Source organism: Brevibacillus laterosporus DSM 25 (assembly GCF_002706795.1).
Lineage (GTDB): Bacteria > Bacillota > Bacilli > Brevibacillales > Brevibacillaceae > Brevibacillus_B > Brevibacillus_B laterosporus.
The window spans coordinates 2,857,825-2,872,845 of the sequence record NZ_CP017705.1; the positions used below are offsets into that span (position 1 = coordinate 2,857,825).

The following is a 15,021-nucleotide window of genomic DNA, read 5'->3' on the forward strand; positions in this document are numbered from 1 at the left end:
GACCAATAACTAGAAGATTCATAAATAGTCCCTTTTCATATGAATGAATGTCAGTCATTTTTATTTTAAAAAAATATTGGACGTACCCAATAACTTTATTTATTTTTTTAACAGTGATCTTTTGATGAAGCTATAGGTCTCCGCCTTAACGATATCCACAGTATCATCCTGATCGCGCCCTATATAAAATCGTTCAGCCGCATTTTCAACAAGGTTGATAATCATTTTTGCCATTCGTTCCACATTAATGTCATTGATGATCTCGTTATCGTTTATGGCTTTATTTAATATAACTTCAAACCAATGATAATAGGGACGGTATATCGCTTCCCATTTTTCCATTGAATAATCTATGGCAAGACCGGAATAACAAAGGACAATAATCTCTTTATATGAATCTGTTATGTTAAAGGTTTCGTCAATCACAATTTCTAAGGCGTCCCAAAAGTTTTCTTTCCCTTGGATCTTTTCCTTAATTCTTTCTAAAGTAGTTGTGAGAAGATTATCTGCAATGGCTGGTATTAAAGCCTTTTTAGATGAAAAATATAAATAAAAAGTTCCTTGGGCAATTCCTGCTTTTTTTACGATATCTGAAATGGAAGTCTTATCAAGTCCTTTTTCTGAAATGACGTCAATGGCAGCTTCTAAAATTTTATTGTATTTTCCGTCAGAAATGCTAGCTATATCATTTACCTCCTCTTTTTAAATGAATGACTATCATTCATTATAAAGCAACACTAATATAATGTCAAAAAATCAATTGTATCTAAGATAATAACCATTACGTAATGAAAGGAGGAGTGGGCAAGATAAAGATGTCTTTACATGTAGTACTACAATTAAAAATTTACGAATAGTAAGGTTGTTGTGGATTGTTCCTTTCCTTGTAGCGGGGTAGCTTGTTTCCCCAGTCATTTTCACTACTGGATATTATTTCTTGTATTATAACAGCGAAATTTAGTAAAAATAGTATTAATACAGAGAAAGAAAGAGTATTCGAGAGATAGGATAACTAAATAACGGATAATCGCTGTAAAATGTGCTATAACAAGATTTTTATTTTATTGCTGTTGTAGTACAATAAAGTCAACAAATCACACATTGAGCAAGAAAACATACGGAGGCGATTAACATGGAGAAAATGACTCATTTCTTTGCTACATTGGGACCAAAACAATGTGAATGCTGTGGTCAACCGATTACAGAACAAGCAGAATCCTATATGTCCGAATGCTTGGATTGCTCCGAAAAGAAGTACATCATCGTAGAAGTTTAATCAATATGCTATAAATTACCTTTTTTGGAACCCTTTCTTTACTCCATATACACACCCTTTATTAAGCCATTCTGCCAGTCAAGCAGAATGGCTTCTTTTTGTATATGTATAAATTGTTTTGTGCTCCTATCGCTACTAATGCAAAGAAGCACTGAAGGCATTTTTTTTCTTTACGTTTTACTTGCACCAGTAAAAAAAACAGGGCATTCTAAGAACAGAATATGGAGAGGAGCTTTTTGATGTTTCATCCAATTATTTATGACAATATAAAAGTTGTATTAGAAGGCGCTGTTTATGACCATGATTTGGATGGCGATATTTTGGTTATAAATCGAGTAGATGCTGTTGATTTAGCCAAATTTGGACGCTATTTTCATATTCAATTTCACTTATTGTCTTCTAAAGAGGACACAAACAAGCATCAGGTAACTGCTGAAATTCAGCTTTCAACGGAACTATCTGATATCGCAAGTGAGCAGTTAGAACAAACGCTCGCCGTACCGATGGGCTGTCGGATCTGTATTCATTTCGATCTATCCATGAGAGATGTGCCCTACGAATCTGAGCAAGTGATACATTTGTTAAATGATATTTGGGGACATCGGCCACATATTACACAGCAGGTAATGTTTACAGTAGATGAGCATCAGGAATTTAGATGGCCACCTGAACAATTCCAGGTACGAATAAAATTAGATTTTCATCGTAAGATCGACGAAGGTAACATTCCTGATTTGAATGAAATTGTAGAGTATTGTATTGAATCATTACGATTATTAGAGCAACGAGAGGCGTAATCTGAGGTTTCAGGCTGTATCGTAGTATAGAAACGAGAATAAGGTAATGAATAAAACAACAAATACCGCATCCGAGTTACTAGCTCTGATGCGGTATTTTATATCTACTACGTTCTTAGTTGACTATCCTTTAGGAAAAACGGGTTGGTTCTCCTAATCCTGTGGTAACGGCTTATCAGGAGGTGTTTTTTTCTGTTTAAGAGGTATGGTTACTGTAAAGGCACTGCCTATACCTAACTGGCTACTCACAGTAATTTTTCCAGCATGACGTTCGACAAGTCGCTGGCAGATTGTTAATCCTAGTCCTGTACCACCACTGTTGCGATTACGTGATTTTTCAGCCCGATAGAATTTGGTGAAGATCTTAGATAAATCTTCTTCCGCGATTCCATCCCCTTTATCAATGACAGAGAAGCTCACTTCATTGTTTCCCATATCACAGGTAAACAGGATACTTCCATCAGGTTTATTATAATGTATGGCGTTATTTAATAGATTTTCTAAAACACGTCGTAGTTTTTGTTCATCCGCTTCCATATGTAATGAATCAGAAACACGGAATTTACTAGAGAAGCTGATGGGACTTTGTTCCAGACGGGTGGCGTATTCCTCAGCGATGTTGCTAGCAAACGTTCGAATATGAATGCGAGTTAGATTGAGTGGAAAGCGACCCATCCATTGATTATGGTCCTGCAACTCATCTAATAAATTTTCCAAATCAAGTGCCTTTTCTTCTATCTTGGCCATTTGCTTCTGTATGCGCTCAAGATCGGTAACACGACCTGAGGCAATATAAGATGCATATCCTTTAATCGTGGTTAAAGGTGTACGGAAATCATGGGCAATAGCGGCCATCAATTCTTGTTGTCGTTCTTCAACAAAAGTGAGTTCTTCTACCATGTCGTCGAAGTAGCGGAATAGTTGCCCAAATTCATCAGTAGATTGATAAGAAAAGGCAACATCACGTTTACCCATCTTAATTTCCTGGGTAACACGAGAAAGTTCATTAACAGGACGTAGTATCCAACGAATGACCACAATAAATAGAATAATACCTATGAAAATTAAGCTAACATAAATATACACAATGATCATGGTAACCCCTTTTGAAGCAAGGATATCATAATCATCTGTATAGAAACGAACAACAGTCCTACCTTCTACAGGAGCACTACGATCAATGGAATACTCTGCTATTACCTTTTTCGATCCTTTGCCTTTAGCATTATAGGCTTCTGAGGTTTTCGTGGTAATGGCATTGCCACTTTCATCTTCCACTACAATCGTGTACATCAAGTCTTCAGGCAACTGTTTAGTTAATTCTTTTAATTCATTGGGATCTTTAAACAAGGAACGACGAATCACTTCATTAAAGCTGACTCGCTCGGCCACTTCTTTTCCCAGCAAAAACTGCTCGTGGCGATCTGTTTTAAGCTGATCCACAATAATGTTTTGAAAGACAAAGCGGTACGCCAAAATATGAATCATGATGACAGCTAAAAAGGCGAGCAGTATTTTATTGCTGATTTTCACGAATTAGATACGCTCCCCGATAAAGACGTAACCAGTTCCCCATTGTGTTTTAATAAATGTACGTTCTATTTCTAGTTTTTCACGTAGGTTCTTAATATGTACCGTAACAGTATTAAGTGAGCCATACCCATAGCCCCATACGCGATCATAGATTTGTTCTCGGGTAAAAACAATACCTGGATTCTCTGCTAAGAAGGTTAGCAATTGAAATTCTTTTGTAGACAAATCAATTTTATTTTCTCCTACATAGACAGAGTAGGTTTCCTTATGAATTTCTAGCCCTTTAAATTTTAAGATGGTGAGAGCTGAATTTCCTGCTTCCTTATCTAGTTGTTCATTTTGAGCAGTTAATTTTCTCAAACGGTCATAGCGACGAAGGTGAGCACGAATGCGAGCCAGCAATTCTTCTGTATCAAAAGGCTTGGTGATATAGTCATCAGCACCAATTTCTAGTCCAACTACTTTATCTACTGGTTTACCTTTTGCACTTAAGAAAATGATTGGCATTTCCCGTTCACGACGAATTTGCGCGCACAGTTCATACCCGCTCATTTGTGGCATCATAATATCAAGCAAAATGAGATTGGGAGTTAACCCACTATCTAGCTTTGCAAGTGCTTCTTCTCCACTATTTGCATGAGAAACGTCAAAACCTTCATTCTCAAGGATGTCTTGGAGCAGATCGACAATCTCTTGGTTATCGTCCACAACAAAAATATGATCTTTCAAGGGAGACCCTCCTAGTTTCTACGAAATGCAATTAATTTCATCATATCATGGATAAGGGCGTCTGGCACAATTAAATATAAGGAAACATATAGTCTTATCATGTGAGCTGGTACTAATTGTAGTCAGAAAAAGCCAGAGACTCATGTCCCTGGCTTTTGTATTAAAAGGTCGTACTTCTTTTTCAGCTTCATGGAAAAAGATTTTTAGTCTTCCAATTCTGGAATTGCTACACGTTTAGCACCTACGTATTTCTTACTCCAATAGTAGGGATCATCAAGGCTTGTCTTCGTTACTCCAATTCCTGTTTCAGAGTGAGCAAACATATTGTTTCCAATATAGATGCCTACGTGTGAGATGTTTCTGCCATTCGTGTTAAAAAACACTAAATCTCCCGGCTTTAGGTCTTCTCGATCTACTGACTCTCCCACATCGAATTGGGAAGAAGAAGAAGCTGGAAGTTTTGCACCTAAAGCCCCAAACACGTACCCGGTAAAACCGGAACAATCAAAACCTGAAGTAGATTTACCGGCTGCTTTGTAAGGTACGCCATACAAAGGATTGATGGTTTGGTCTAATGAGTCGGAAGATGCGAATACAGAACCTCCACCCACGGCTAGTAATGCAGTCATTAGTATGGAACACACAAACTTACGCAACGAAAGAGCCCCTTCCTTTTAAGCCTCCGAGGTTAGCTGATGGGTTCGGTCGAAAGGTTTCCCTAAGCTGTTTGTAATAACAGCTATTCACCCCAAAGTATGGTTCCCCCGTTTCCATTGTCTGGAATTCGGCTAATTTTCGATTTTTTTTTACAGAGAGATTAAATTCTACTTTCGTCGTTATTCTCCTTTTTTTTTATTAAAGTTCACTTTTTCGACATATTTTTAAGTAATCTTTTTAGAGAATACCCGTCTTATCTGATTCTGATAAGAGTGTCACTTCCATTACATTCTTATAGGTAGAAACAAAGTGAAACTTCCTGTCGTTTCCTGTTGATTTAGCTGATTTCTTCTCACTACCAGCTGAAATCTATCTTTCCTTTCACGGATGGACATTCTCTCCGACTCAGGGCTGAGGCGAAAACCATCCGCTCGCCCGTTATAGATTTTTTCAGGGTCGACTACAATAAGGTCATGAACAACAAGCGAATGAAAAAAGGAGGGAAAACACTTGCAAGGGCAATCCGGAAAAATATTTCTGGGGCTTACGCTGATTGTCGTAGGGGTACTGGTATTGCTTGACAAACTAGGGCTAGGAATCGACAGGTTAATCCCCATGTTTATCGCAGGACTGTTAATGGTCTATGGTTGCAAAAAGGTGTTAAGCGCTGGCTCAACAGGAAATAAAGGATGGGGAATATTTGTTTTCCTCTTCGGGCTATTAATGCTCTTAAATAAATTGAGCTTGCTATTTGGTTGCATGTTAGCAATTGCGATCATCTACTGTGGATTTAAAGTAATGAAAAGCCAACGACATACTTCCCAGCATGAATCAACTCCATCGATGTGGGAGAGAGAGTGGGCACAGAGTGTGTTACGAGAAGATAAGCTAGATCGTTGGGAATACGAGGTAAAGAAACGTCAACATAAGGATTTGTTTTGATTACAAAAACCAAAAAATGATAAACTCTAAGGAGGAATTCTAAATGAGTATTTTTAAAAGACTGCGTGATGTAACGGTGGCTTCCGTAAATAATGCGATTGATTCCATAGAAGATCCGGTTGTTATGCTTACACAATACATGCGCGATATGGAAGCAGAGATTGGTCGAGTAGAAGTAGCGGTAGCTCGCCAGGTGGCACAGGAGAAGAAGTTCCGCCAACAATATGAAGAGGCGAATACCTTAGCAGGTAAACGTGAGCGTCAAGTGATGCTAGCTCTTACTGAAGGCGAAGACGAATTGGCTAGACGCGCTCTATTGGATCAAAAAACTTATGAATCACGTGCACTTGAATTAAAAGAACTATTAGATTCGTCTAGTAATGCTGCTCAGCAAATGCGTGAAAAATTGGCTGAACTAAAAGAAGAATTCTATAAAATGCGTGCTAAAAAATATATGTTAATGTCCAGAGCTCAAGTAGCTCGTACACAAAAACAAGTAAATTCTTATGTAACAGGCATGGGTGTTGAAAACGCGGCTCGCGGTTTCCATCGCATGGAAGAAAAAGTGATGCAGATGGAAGCAGAAGCTAGCATGAGCGGTATGTATGAGGACACAGAATACCATCGTTCATTGAAAAAGCTGGACAAAAAAGATGAATTAGATTATGAATTAGCAAAATTAAAAGAGAAGCTGGCAGGAAAATCCGTTGAAAATAGGGAAGAAGTAGAGTCAGCAACAAAGAACTAGATATTATTAAACACAGCAGCCCTGATTAGGGGCTGCTTTTCCCCTAGGAGGGTTTACCAGATGTCAGATTTGCTTGTGTTTCTGAGACGCTTTGTCTCACGGCCGGGACAAGTAGGGAGCGTTATCCCCAGTTCGCGTTATTTAAGTAGTCTAATGATGAAAAATGTTCCATGGGAGCAAGTAGGACATATTGCCGAATTGGGGCCAGGAACCGGTGTGTTTACACGTGCTATTCTTACACAGATGAAGAAAGATGCACGGTTTTTTATCGTGGAGCGTGATCCACAATTTCAACAAATGCTACATCATCGTTTTCCTCAGGTACCAATTTGCTCGGAAGCGGTAAGATTATCAGAGTATATGAATGAATTAAATATTCCCTCACTAGACGCCATTGTGTCTGGACTACCATTTGCTGTTTTCCCAGAAAAATTGCGTAGTGACATTTTGGATTGTGTGGTCGAGTCTCTTGAACCGGGTGGGGTGTTTGTTACCTTTCAGTACTCCTTGCAACTGAAGAATGAGCTTGAATTGCGATTTTCAAAGGTTGATATTAAATTTACCCCATTTAATATCCCGCCAGCTTTTGTATATGTATGTAAGAAAAGATAAAAATCAGTTGAGAGAGGAGTAGGCTCCGTTTGAAATTTTCTCGCGTAGAAAAAATGGTAGCTGGTACCATTATCATCTTTGTTGGTTTAGGTCTCTTCCTCAATAATTTAGGGCTGATTTTTTTTAGCATTTTTTCCTTATGGCCTCTGCTATTAATTTTTTGGGGGTATCGATTTTGGAAAAGAGGAAGAAAAATTACTGGTGGTATCTTATTAACCATTGGTATTCTTAATATTTTTCAGGAATGGTTTGGCATTGCCATCCACAATTTGTTTGGCTTTATTTTTTCCCTGTTCTTTATCTACTATGGCATTCGATTAATACGTCGTAAAGGTCGAAATAAGAATGAATTTGGCCCAGACTTCACTTATACAGAAGAGAAGATACAAGAAACATCCTCTAATTCACAATCAACATCGACACCTAAGCAGGATGAGTTAGATCTTGCAATGGATGCGTTACTAAAGGAGAGACAACGGCAAAAGGCACAAGTAAACATGCAGGATGGTATTCAGTCTGAGCCGACGAGTCAAAGTTCCTTTACAAGTGAACAGAATAATCAAAAGGCAAAGAAGGAGCCGTATTCACAGGCTGGGCCTAGGATTGAAGGTGAATGCTATTCTGGCTCTTATTATTCTGATACAGGGCCTGATGAACCTATTTTTTCAAAGGACGGTGCTCAAAAAGAACAGCGTAAATCGAGCGATAAAACCTTTCATAAAAGCTTTGATAAAACGTTCTATGATCATGTTCACATTCATAATCCTCAAGATACACGCAGTTCGTTGATTGGTGATTATCGATTGATTTCAGGCCGCTTTGAGCTAAAAAATATGCGGATTTGGCAAGGGATCGGCGATGTGGTAATTGATCTTTCTCGTGCTGTGATTCCTGAAAAAGAAGGAACGCTAGTCGTCAACGGCTGGATTGGAGATGTCACGATCTATGTTCCGATCGATATGCCGGTACAGGTGATGGCAGAAGTAACTATCGGAGAATTGGAAGTACTAGGCCATCGTCAAAATGGAATTACGCGTAAAGTGATGTTGTCCACTCATAACTACGCTGAAGCTACTGAAAAAGTAAAAATCATCATTTCGCTCTGGGTGGGCGATATTGATGTCAAGTACATCTGATGAGAGGGTGTACTGACGTATGAAACAATCATATTCGACATTAAAAAGCATTCAATGGCAGGCGGTTCAACAAGCGCTGTTCTGGACAAACAGCACGGTGTTGACGATGTTCGGTATTTTCTTATGGATCGGTCATTTTAGTAAGGATCGACCAGAAGTTAATGAGTGGTTGGCCAAATATCTACACGTATCTGTGAACGTTGATTTTAGCTGGCGTATCTTCTTTTTCCAATTAGTTGTGGGATTATTAGTGGCTACTGTTGTTGGGTTAGTCAGTGGTTATATCGCTGGTAATCTGTTAAAAAAGCGTCTTTATTCTTTATGGGAAGCGACGATGAATTTAGAACGCGGTATGTTATCATATCGGGTACCTGAATTAGGATCAGACGAGATTGGCGAATTGGGATGGCAGTTGAATCGTCTTGCAGCTAAATGGGAAGGTCAGGTAGCATCATTACAACGACTCTCCACGCATAATGCAGAATTGCATGATCAGGTTAAAGTTGCCGCGGTGACAGAGGAACGCCAACGACTTGCACGTGAATTGCATGATGCAGTCAGTCAGCAATTGTTTGCTATCGCGATGACCACTGCTGCCATTAAGCGATTGATTGATAAAAATCCAAGTCGAGCAGCACAACAGATTGAATTGGTAGAGGAAATGGCAGCAGGAGCACAGGCAGAGATGAGAGCATTACTGTTACATTTGCGTCCTGCTACATTACAAAATAAATCGTTAGGTGAAGCGGTTGAGGAGCTGTTAGAAGAGTTAAAGATCAAGCATACATTGGATATTAATTGGGAAATCAGTAATATTGCCAACATCCCAAATGGCATTGAGGATCAGTTGTTTCGGATTTTGCAGGAAGCGTTATCTAACTCCTTGCGTCATTCCAGAGCACATAGCATTACAATAAAATTATTCACGCTACAAGGGCATGTACGTTTACGCATTGCGGATGATGGAATTGGCTTTGATCCAGATGGAGAAAAAATGACCTCATATGGGTTGGTGTCCATGCGTGAGAGGGTTGATGAAATCGGCGGTGCAATGGAGATTTACTCATCACCAGGCAATGGCACACAGATCGAAATACGCGTCCCGTTACTGCTGGACGTACACCCAAAAGGAGTAGATGGAGAGAATGATCCGGGTATTATTAGTAGATGATCATGAGATGGTACGTATGGGACTCGCTTCTTATTTATCCACAGAGGATGATATAGAAGTAGTAGGAGAGGCTTCAAGTGGGGAAGAGGGTGTACGTCTGGTAGAGGAAATGCAACCAGATGTCGTACTCATGGATTTAGTCATGGAGGGCATGGGAGGTATCGAGGCAACTAGGAAAGTTCGGGAAGTGTTGCCTCAGACGAAGGTTATTGTACTTACCAGCTTTATTGACGATGAAAAAGTGTATCCGGTTATTGAGGCAGGAGCATTTAGTTATCTGTTAAAAACCTCCCGTGCCTCCGAAATTGTAAAAGCTATTCGTGCAGCGGTAGATGGTGAGCCTGTACTGGAGTCACGAGTAGCGAGCAAGATCATGGCACGTTTTCGTACAGGTGCGCAGACGCCAGCGCACCAGCAATTGACACCGCGTGAATTGGAGGTACTGTTGCTGATCGGGCAGGGAAAATCGAATCAAGAGATCGCAGATGAATTAATAATTGGAATTAAAACGGTTAAGACGCATGTAAGTAATGTTTTATCAAAACTAGGTGTAGAAGATCGGACACAAGCGGCTATTTATGTACATAAACATCAATTACATTAATAAATAAGCAACCCCACAAAATCCGGAGAGTGTCTTCGGGTTTTTCTTTCTATTACTTATCAAATAGGACTACTTAGGGTAATACTATAAGAATATGGAATATAGTGGAGTTGGTCGCATGAAAAAGTTTATGCCGAAGCGATCCAAATTCTTCACAGCAAATAGTGGAGTAGATGTCATCGGAGATATACATGGTTGCTATGAAGAATTTATTGAACTGTTGTCGGTGCTCGGCTACACGTTCGATGCAAAGGATCAGCTATATAAACATCCTATGGGAAGAAAGATATTGTCACTGGGAGATATTACGAGTAGGGGGCCTGAATCACTTAAGCTGCTTGATTTTTTTATCAGGCATATAAAAGAGGGGCTAGCTGAGATGGTAGACAGCAATCATGGCTGGAAAATTGCACGTTGGCTAGATGGAAGACGTGTCATGCTAGCGCATGGTGATGAGTTAGTGGAACAACAATTTGAACGTTACGAAACGGAACACGGGGCACGACGCACTGCTCAATTTCGTTATGCCAGTTTGCAATTGCTCATGTCAGCACCTTCGCATATTATTGTGAAGTATCGAGGTAAAAAAGCCTTGGTTGCAGTGCATGCTGGGATTAAGGACAGTTATATTGGGGAGGATTCACCGACCATCCAAAACTTTTGTCGATATGGAGATGTTGCAGGTTTGGGTCCAGATGGAAGGCCTATCCGCAAAGATTGGACGGTAGAGCATTTATCCGATATGTTAATCATTTGGGGACATGATCCTCGCCCAGAACCAGAACGCAGTGAGAGGCAGAACGCGATTAATATTGACCAGGGATGTGTGTTTGGGGGGAAGTTAACTGCTTATCGGTTCCCAGAAGATGAGCTTGTCAGCGTTGTGGCTAAAACCAATTATTCCGGTTTGGATGATACTCCACTCACACGTTATGTGAAAAAGAAATAGCTGTATCTAAAAGCGAGCCGGTCAACTTTGGCTCGCTTTTAGACATAGTCTTCGTAGGAAGATTTTTTATCAGAGGAATCATTAGATGATTGAGTAGGTTCTTCAAAAGGTGCTTCACTGGATGGTTTGAAGGTAGTAGGGGGCAGGTTCTCTGGACCGGAATGGGGGATAGAAGAAGGGGTGGTAGTGGAGTGTAGGGGTTGATTCAATGCAGTTTCTATTGATGACTGCTGTGGTGAACTAGGATTTTCTATTGGGGTCTGTGTTTGTAATGATGAAACCTGTGAATGGGATTGATTGAAGGGCTGCACAGAAGATTGATCAACAACTTGATCTTGAGAAGAGAAAACAAGCGTTGTGGGATCAATATCATTGGTCAACTTATTAGTATTTGGTTCGTTATTGATCGTTTCATTTTTTAGTGAGCGCACATGTTGGTGGGTATTTTTCGTGGTGGAGTAAATTCCTACGGCTGCTAGACCAGCCGTAATTCCATGCATGAGTGAATCCTTCCAGATAAATGGTACAGGACCATATAACCAATCGTAGCCCAGCTTTAGTAGCAAAATAAATCCCAATGTTGTCCAGGCTCTTAACTTCACAGGAATACCTAACCAGGTAGATAGAGTAGAGGTTGCCGCCATAGCGATGGCTACAATAGCACCAATGTCTAAGCTCATGGGAACGTCTCCTTTTGTTTGGTCATGTCTTCATATAATCATTTTTTCATTATTTTTTCGTATAAACGACGCAACACGATGGCTTCTGCCCATAACGGCAAAGGTTTATCAATATTTTGTCGCCAATCCTCATTCGTTAAAATACCTTCTTGGTAAAGCCAGTTAACAGCTTCTTCTTTCCAATCATTAGGTGGTTCAGGCTTTGGTGAAGTACTCGATGGGGGAGTATAAGGTAGATTGGCAAACTCAGCAAAGCCACGAACAACGGCTTCCGCTAAATCCTTCCACTTCGTATTTAAGAACTGGGCATCTGCTGGGTTATCTGCAAATCCATATTCGATTATGACCGTTTCTACATTTCCTGTGTCTCGATGCATAAAATAGTAATCAAGTTGGGGATTATTGGGAAGAGTACGCGTATAGATCCGTCTCACAGGCATACCAGCTGTCTCGATTTCCTCAAAAAGAGAACGAGCCATGGCTGAGGAGGCGTGAATGGAATAGATTCCTTCTGCCCCGGAACCGCCACCTGAGTTAACATGATTACATAGGCAATAACGTGCTCCGCTATTACGAACTAATGATGTACGCTGGTCGCTTCCAAGCGTCATATCTGCGGAACGAGTAAGCATAGCTGGAATATTTAAGTCTAAAAAGCGTTGATGCTGATAAAGGGAAATCTTTAATACGAGGTCTTTTTCTTTAAACAAGCTGTTGGTTCCCCCTCCTGGATCAATGCCACCATGTCCAGGGTCGATCATGACGAAAGTAGTCATTTTTCTTCACCTCGGCACAGTATATGCAGGTCCTATTATAAAAAGTTAGCCTCATTTCATACTGTACGACACAAATCTACATGGACAGGGAAGCTTCTTATGGTAAAATGGACGGGATAAGATATTAAAAAAGGATGGTAATGGAACATGTGGTACAACTGGGTTATTCCAATTGTTACGCTACTCGCAGGTTTAGCTGGTGGGTTCTATGGTGGAGTTCACTATCTTAAAAAGCAAGTAGCCAACATGCAAATGGATGAAAAACAAATTCAAACCATGGCACGTTCTATGGGTATGAATTTAAATCAAAAGCAGCTAAAACAAATGAGCCGCAACATGAAAAACATGAAAATGCCGAACACAAAATTCCCTAAACCTAAGTCAAAATAGGAGGGAAGCAACTTGGGCTCCTCGCGTATTCGCTTTATGATGTTAGGCTTTATCATTGGAGTCATACTGTTTTTTCTTAAAGATTTACCAACAGGATTTCGAATGGCAGCGCCCTTTTATGGTGCAGGTATTGGCCTATTAGCGGACGGAATCATTGCCCGTATAAAGCAACATAGGGATGGCAAATAACGGGGAGAACTGGTGCCCATTAGCGAAACAGGTTTCATTGATCAAACAGGAGAAAGTCACCTGTTATAGTAAAAAATTACGGCGTGCAACCACTGGGTGGTGCACGCCGTTTTGCTTTACTCTTATTTGATTAATAGTTCATATACCATTTTTGTAATGAGAGAGACTGACACGATAAGAAACAACGGGCGCACATAGCGAACACCAGTCATAACTGCCACACGGGCACCAAGAGTTGCGCCTAAAATCATGGCCAATCCCATAACTAAGCCAATAGAAAAGAGAACTTTACCATTCCAGATGAATACAGCAAGTGATGAGATATTGCTGGCTAGATTCAGGATACGACCATTACCAGCAGCGATTACAAAATCATAGCCGAATAGTAGCACCATGAGGAATACAAAGAAGGAGCCTGTGCCAGGACCGAAAAAACCGTCGTAGAAACCGATCAAAAAGGCAAATAAAATGCCCCAGCTAACTGTAAAGGTTGTGTACCCTTTAAAATTTGCTTCATGGCCAAACTTTTTGTTTAGAAGAGTATAAACAAAGATAAGACCCATCATAATAATAACTAGCGTGTTAAGAAAGCCTTGAGGAACATCTAAAACCGTCAGGGCACCTATCCATGCACCGATAAATGAAACAGGAGCGAGGATTAACATTAGCTTCTTATCGTATTTCCCCATACTAATGAAGGTGATCGAACTGGTTAGGGACGAAAGAGTACCTGCCAGTTTATTGGTTCCCAATGCAAGGTGAGGGGGAAGGCCTAAACCAAGCAAAGCAGGAAGAGAAATTAGACCTCCCCCGCCAACACAGCTATCAATGAACGCAGCTAAAAATCCGATTAAAGCAAGTAAAATAATGGTTGATATATCTAGTTCCATTTAGAGTCAGACTCCTTTATTCAATTGTGAAATATTTGATAATGTACAGTTTATCATGAGAGATCGGGTTTGCAAGGGTTCAGCCTTCAGTAATGTAGAATGAAATACCTTACTATACTTTCAATACATTTTAGTTGCATTAATCCAGTCATTTACGCTATAATTAAATAGTAAAGCAAGAGTTAAGGATTTTTTACTTACATAAAGGAGGAGTTTTTGTAATGGCACATCAACTACCTGCACTACCATATGCAAACAATGCATTGGAACCACATTTTGATGCACTAACAATGGAAATCCACCATGATCGTCATCATGCTACTTACGTTAACAATTTAAATGCCGCTTTAGAAGGTCATGCTGATCTTCAAGGAAAAAGCGTAGAAGAATTAATTTCTAATCTGGATGCACTTCCAGAAGGTATCCGCACAGCTGTACGTAACAATGGTGGTGGACATGCGAACCACAGCTTATTCTGGGAAATTCTAAGTCCAAATGGCGGCGGAAACCCAACAGGTGCTATTGCTGACGCAATCAATGCTGCATTCGGTAGCTATGATAACTTTAAAGCTGAATTTACAAAAGCAGCTACAGGCCGTTTCGGTTCTGGCTGGGCTTGGCTAATTGTAGACGGTGATAAAGTAGCGATCACATCCACACCTAACCAAGATAGCCCAGTAATGGAAGGTAAAAAGCCTGTTCTTGGTCTAGACGTTTGGGAGCATGCTTATTACCTGAATTACCAAAACAAACGCCCAGACTACATCGGTGCTTTCTGGAACTTGATTAACTGGGAAGAAGTAAACAAACGCTTCGAAGCAGCTCGCTAATACATGGAATAAATACAAAGGGTAAGCCTCCTATTAGATGGATCTAATAGGTATGCTTACCCTTTTTTATTGTAATGCTATAAGATAAATGTCGACCACAGCCATTGGCTAT

General features: G+C 40.1%; 19 protein-coding genes and 1 riboswitch. Of the genes, 12 read left to right on the forward strand and 7 right to left on the reverse strand.

Features of this window, described 5'->3' with window-relative positions:
• Positions 1–99 precede the first annotated feature (99 nt).
• Entirely contained in the window at positions 100–684 is a 585-nt protein-coding gene (locus BrL25_RS13815; protein ID WP_026315230.1) for a TetR/AcrR family transcriptional regulator, read from the reverse strand.
• 448 nt (positions 685–1,132) lie between these two features.
• Between BrL25_RS13815 and yhfH the strand changes: the two genes are divergently transcribed.
• Both yhfH and BrL25_RS13825 read left to right on the forward strand, forming a co-directional pair.
• On the forward strand, positions 1,133–1,276 hold the full coding sequence (gene yhfH, locus BrL25_RS13820) for a protein YhfH (RefSeq protein ID WP_018672428.1): 144 nt from the start codon (positions 1,133–1,135) through the stop codon (positions 1,274–1,276).
• Positions 1,277–1,515: 239 nt separating this feature from the next.
• Positions 1,516–2,073 carry a hypothetical protein gene (locus tag BrL25_RS13825; protein ID WP_018672429.1) on the forward strand — a complete coding sequence of 186 codons (558 nt, stop codon included), beginning with the start codon at positions 1,516–1,518 and terminating at the stop codon, positions 2,071–2,073.
• A 153-nt stretch (positions 2,074–2,226) separates the two neighbouring features.
• On the opposite strand, the gene BrL25_RS13830 is transcribed toward BrL25_RS13825, so the two are convergent.
• From BrL25_RS13830 to BrL25_RS13840, 3 genes are all read right to left on the reverse strand, one after another.
• Positions 2,227–3,606: a sensor histidine kinase gene (locus BrL25_RS13830; RefSeq protein ID WP_018672430.1), complete on the reverse strand. Its 1,380-nt coding sequence runs from the start codon at positions 3,604–3,606 to the stop codon at positions 2,227–2,229.
• Positions 3,607–3,609: 3 nt separating this feature from the next.
• Complete coding sequence (locus tag BrL25_RS13835) at positions 3,610–4,335, reverse strand: response regulator transcription factor (protein WP_018672431.1); 726 nt, start codon at positions 4,333–4,335, stop codon at positions 3,610–3,612.
• A 203-nt stretch (positions 4,336–4,538) separates the two neighbouring features.
• A complete protein-coding gene (locus BrL25_RS13840; protein ID WP_018672432.1) occupies positions 4,539–4,991 on the reverse strand; it encodes a C40 family peptidase in 453 nt (150 codons plus the stop codon).
• Between the two features lie 6 nt (positions 4,992–4,997).
• A riboswitch (cyclic di-AMP (ydaO/yuaA leader) is annotated at positions 4,998–5,135 on the reverse strand.
• Positions 5,136–5,502: 367 nt separating this feature from the next.
• Here BrL25_RS13840 and BrL25_RS13845 point away from each other — a divergent pair.
• The 7 genes from BrL25_RS13845 to prpE all read left to right on the forward strand — a co-directional run bounded on the left by BrL25_RS13845 (position 5,503) and on the right by prpE (position 11,154).
• Positions 5,503–5,934 carry a LiaF transmembrane domain-containing protein gene (locus BrL25_RS13845; RefSeq protein WP_018672433.1) on the forward strand — a complete coding sequence of 144 codons (432 nt, stop codon included), beginning with the start codon at positions 5,503–5,505 and terminating at the stop codon, positions 5,932–5,934.
• Between the two features lie 43 nt (positions 5,935–5,977).
• A complete protein-coding gene (locus BrL25_RS13850; protein WP_018672434.1) occupies positions 5,978–6,682 on the forward strand; it encodes a PspA/IM30 family protein in 705 nt (234 codons plus the stop codon).
• Between the two features lie 60 nt (positions 6,683–6,742).
• A complete protein-coding gene (locus BrL25_RS13855) occupies positions 6,743–7,294 on the forward strand; it encodes a class I SAM-dependent methyltransferase (RefSeq protein WP_018672435.1) in 552 nt (183 codons plus the stop codon).
• A 29-nt stretch (positions 7,295–7,323) separates the two neighbouring features.
• The gene (gene liaF, locus BrL25_RS13860; RefSeq protein WP_018672436.1) at positions 7,324–8,430 is read left to right on the forward strand and encodes a cell wall-active antibiotics response protein LiaF; all 1,107 of its coding nucleotides are present in this window, start codon (positions 7,324–7,326) and stop codon (positions 8,428–8,430) included.
• A gap of 19 nt (positions 8,431–8,449) precedes the next feature.
• On the forward strand, positions 8,450–9,601 hold the full coding sequence (locus BrL25_RS13865) for a sensor histidine kinase (protein WP_018672437.1): 1,152 nt from the start codon (positions 8,450–8,452) through the stop codon (positions 9,599–9,601).
• Entirely contained in the window at positions 9,576–10,205 is a 630-nt protein-coding gene (locus BrL25_RS13870) for a response regulator (RefSeq protein WP_018672438.1), read from the forward strand. Before BrL25_RS13865 ends, BrL25_RS13870 begins: the two co-directional genes overlap by 26 nt.
• Before the next feature lie 118 nt (positions 10,206–10,323).
• Positions 10,324–11,154 carry a bis(5'-nucleosyl)-tetraphosphatase PrpE gene (gene prpE, locus BrL25_RS13875; RefSeq protein WP_018672439.1) on the forward strand — a complete coding sequence of 277 codons (831 nt, stop codon included), beginning with the start codon at positions 10,324–10,326 and terminating at the stop codon, positions 11,152–11,154.
• Between the two features lie 38 nt (positions 11,155–11,192).
• Here prpE and BrL25_RS13880 read toward each other — a convergent pair whose 3' ends face one another.
• Positions 11,193–11,834, reverse strand: coding sequence for a hypothetical protein (locus BrL25_RS13880; RefSeq protein ID WP_018672440.1), 642 nt, complete (start codon positions 11,832–11,834; stop codon positions 11,193–11,195).
• Positions 11,835–11,872: 38 nt separating this feature from the next.
• Entirely contained in the window at positions 11,873–12,610 is a 738-nt protein-coding gene (locus BrL25_RS13885; RefSeq protein WP_018672441.1) for an N-acetylmuramoyl-L-alanine amidase family protein, read from the reverse strand.
• A gap of 147 nt (positions 12,611–12,757) precedes the next feature.
• On the opposite strand from BrL25_RS13885, the gene BrL25_RS13890 reads away from it, so the two are divergent.
• Both BrL25_RS13890 and BrL25_RS25180 read left to right on the forward strand, forming a co-directional pair.
• Entirely contained in the window at positions 12,758–13,000 is a 243-nt protein-coding gene (locus BrL25_RS13890) for a YneF family protein (protein WP_018672442.1), read from the forward strand.
• 12 nt (positions 13,001–13,012) lie between these two features.
• Positions 13,013–13,189, forward strand: coding sequence for a hypothetical protein (locus tag BrL25_RS25180; RefSeq protein WP_018672443.1), 177 nt, complete (start codon positions 13,013–13,015; stop codon positions 13,187–13,189).
• 122 nt (positions 13,190–13,311) lie between these two features.
• Here BrL25_RS25180 and BrL25_RS13895 read toward each other — a convergent pair whose 3' ends face one another.
• Positions 13,312–14,079: a TSUP family transporter gene (locus BrL25_RS13895; protein WP_018672444.1), complete on the reverse strand. Its 768-nt coding sequence runs from the start codon at positions 14,077–14,079 to the stop codon at positions 13,312–13,314.
• A 221-nt stretch (positions 14,080–14,300) separates the two neighbouring features.
• Here BrL25_RS13895 and BrL25_RS13900 point away from each other — a divergent pair, with 221 nt between their 5' ends.
• Entirely contained in the window at positions 14,301–14,909 is a 609-nt protein-coding gene (locus BrL25_RS13900) for a superoxide dismutase (protein ID WP_018672445.1), read from the forward strand.
• Positions 14,910–15,021 lie beyond the last annotated feature (112 nt).

Bases quoted from the DNA above. Each gene is read 5' to 3' on its own strand.
- prpE (WP_018672439.1), top strand. From the start codon at position 10,324: ATGAAAAAGTTTATGCCGAAGCGATCCAAATTCTTCACAGCAAATAGT.
- BrL25_RS13850 (WP_018672434.1), top strand. From the start codon at position 5,978: ATGAGTATTTTTAAAAGACTGCGTGATGTAACGGTGGCTTCCGTAAAT.
- BrL25_RS13900 (WP_018672445.1), top strand. From the start codon at position 14,301: ATGGCACATCAACTACCTGCACTACCATATGCAAACAATGCATTGGAA.
- yhfH (WP_018672428.1), top strand. From the start codon at position 1,133: ATGGAGAAAATGACTCATTTCTTTGCTACATTGGGACCAAAACAATGT.
- BrL25_RS13870 (WP_018672438.1), top strand. From the start codon at position 9,576: ATGATCCGGGTATTATTAGTAGATGATCATGAGATGGTACGTATGGGA.
- BrL25_RS13885 (WP_018672441.1), bottom strand. From the start codon at position 12,610: ATGACTACTTTCGTCATGATCGACCCTGGACATGGTGGCATTGATCCA.
- BrL25_RS13890 (WP_018672442.1), top strand. From the start codon at position 12,758: ATGTGGTACAACTGGGTTATTCCAATTGTTACGCTACTCGCAGGTTTA.
- BrL25_RS13880 (WP_018672440.1), bottom strand. From the start codon at position 11,834: ATGAGCTTAGACATTGGTGCTATTGTAGCCATCGCTATGGCGGCAACC.
- BrL25_RS13865 (WP_018672437.1), top strand. From the start codon at position 8,450: ATGAAACAATCATATTCGACATTAAAAAGCATTCAATGGCAGGCGGTT.
- BrL25_RS13855 (WP_018672435.1), top strand. From the start codon at position 6,743: ATGTCAGATTTGCTTGTGTTTCTGAGACGCTTTGTCTCACGGCCGGGA.
- BrL25_RS13825 (WP_018672429.1), top strand. From the start codon at position 1,516: ATGTTTCATCCAATTATTTATGACAATATAAAAGTTGTATTAGAAGGC.
- BrL25_RS13895 (WP_018672444.1), bottom strand. From the start codon at position 14,079: ATGGAACTAGATATATCAACCATTATTTTACTTGCTTTAATCGGATTT.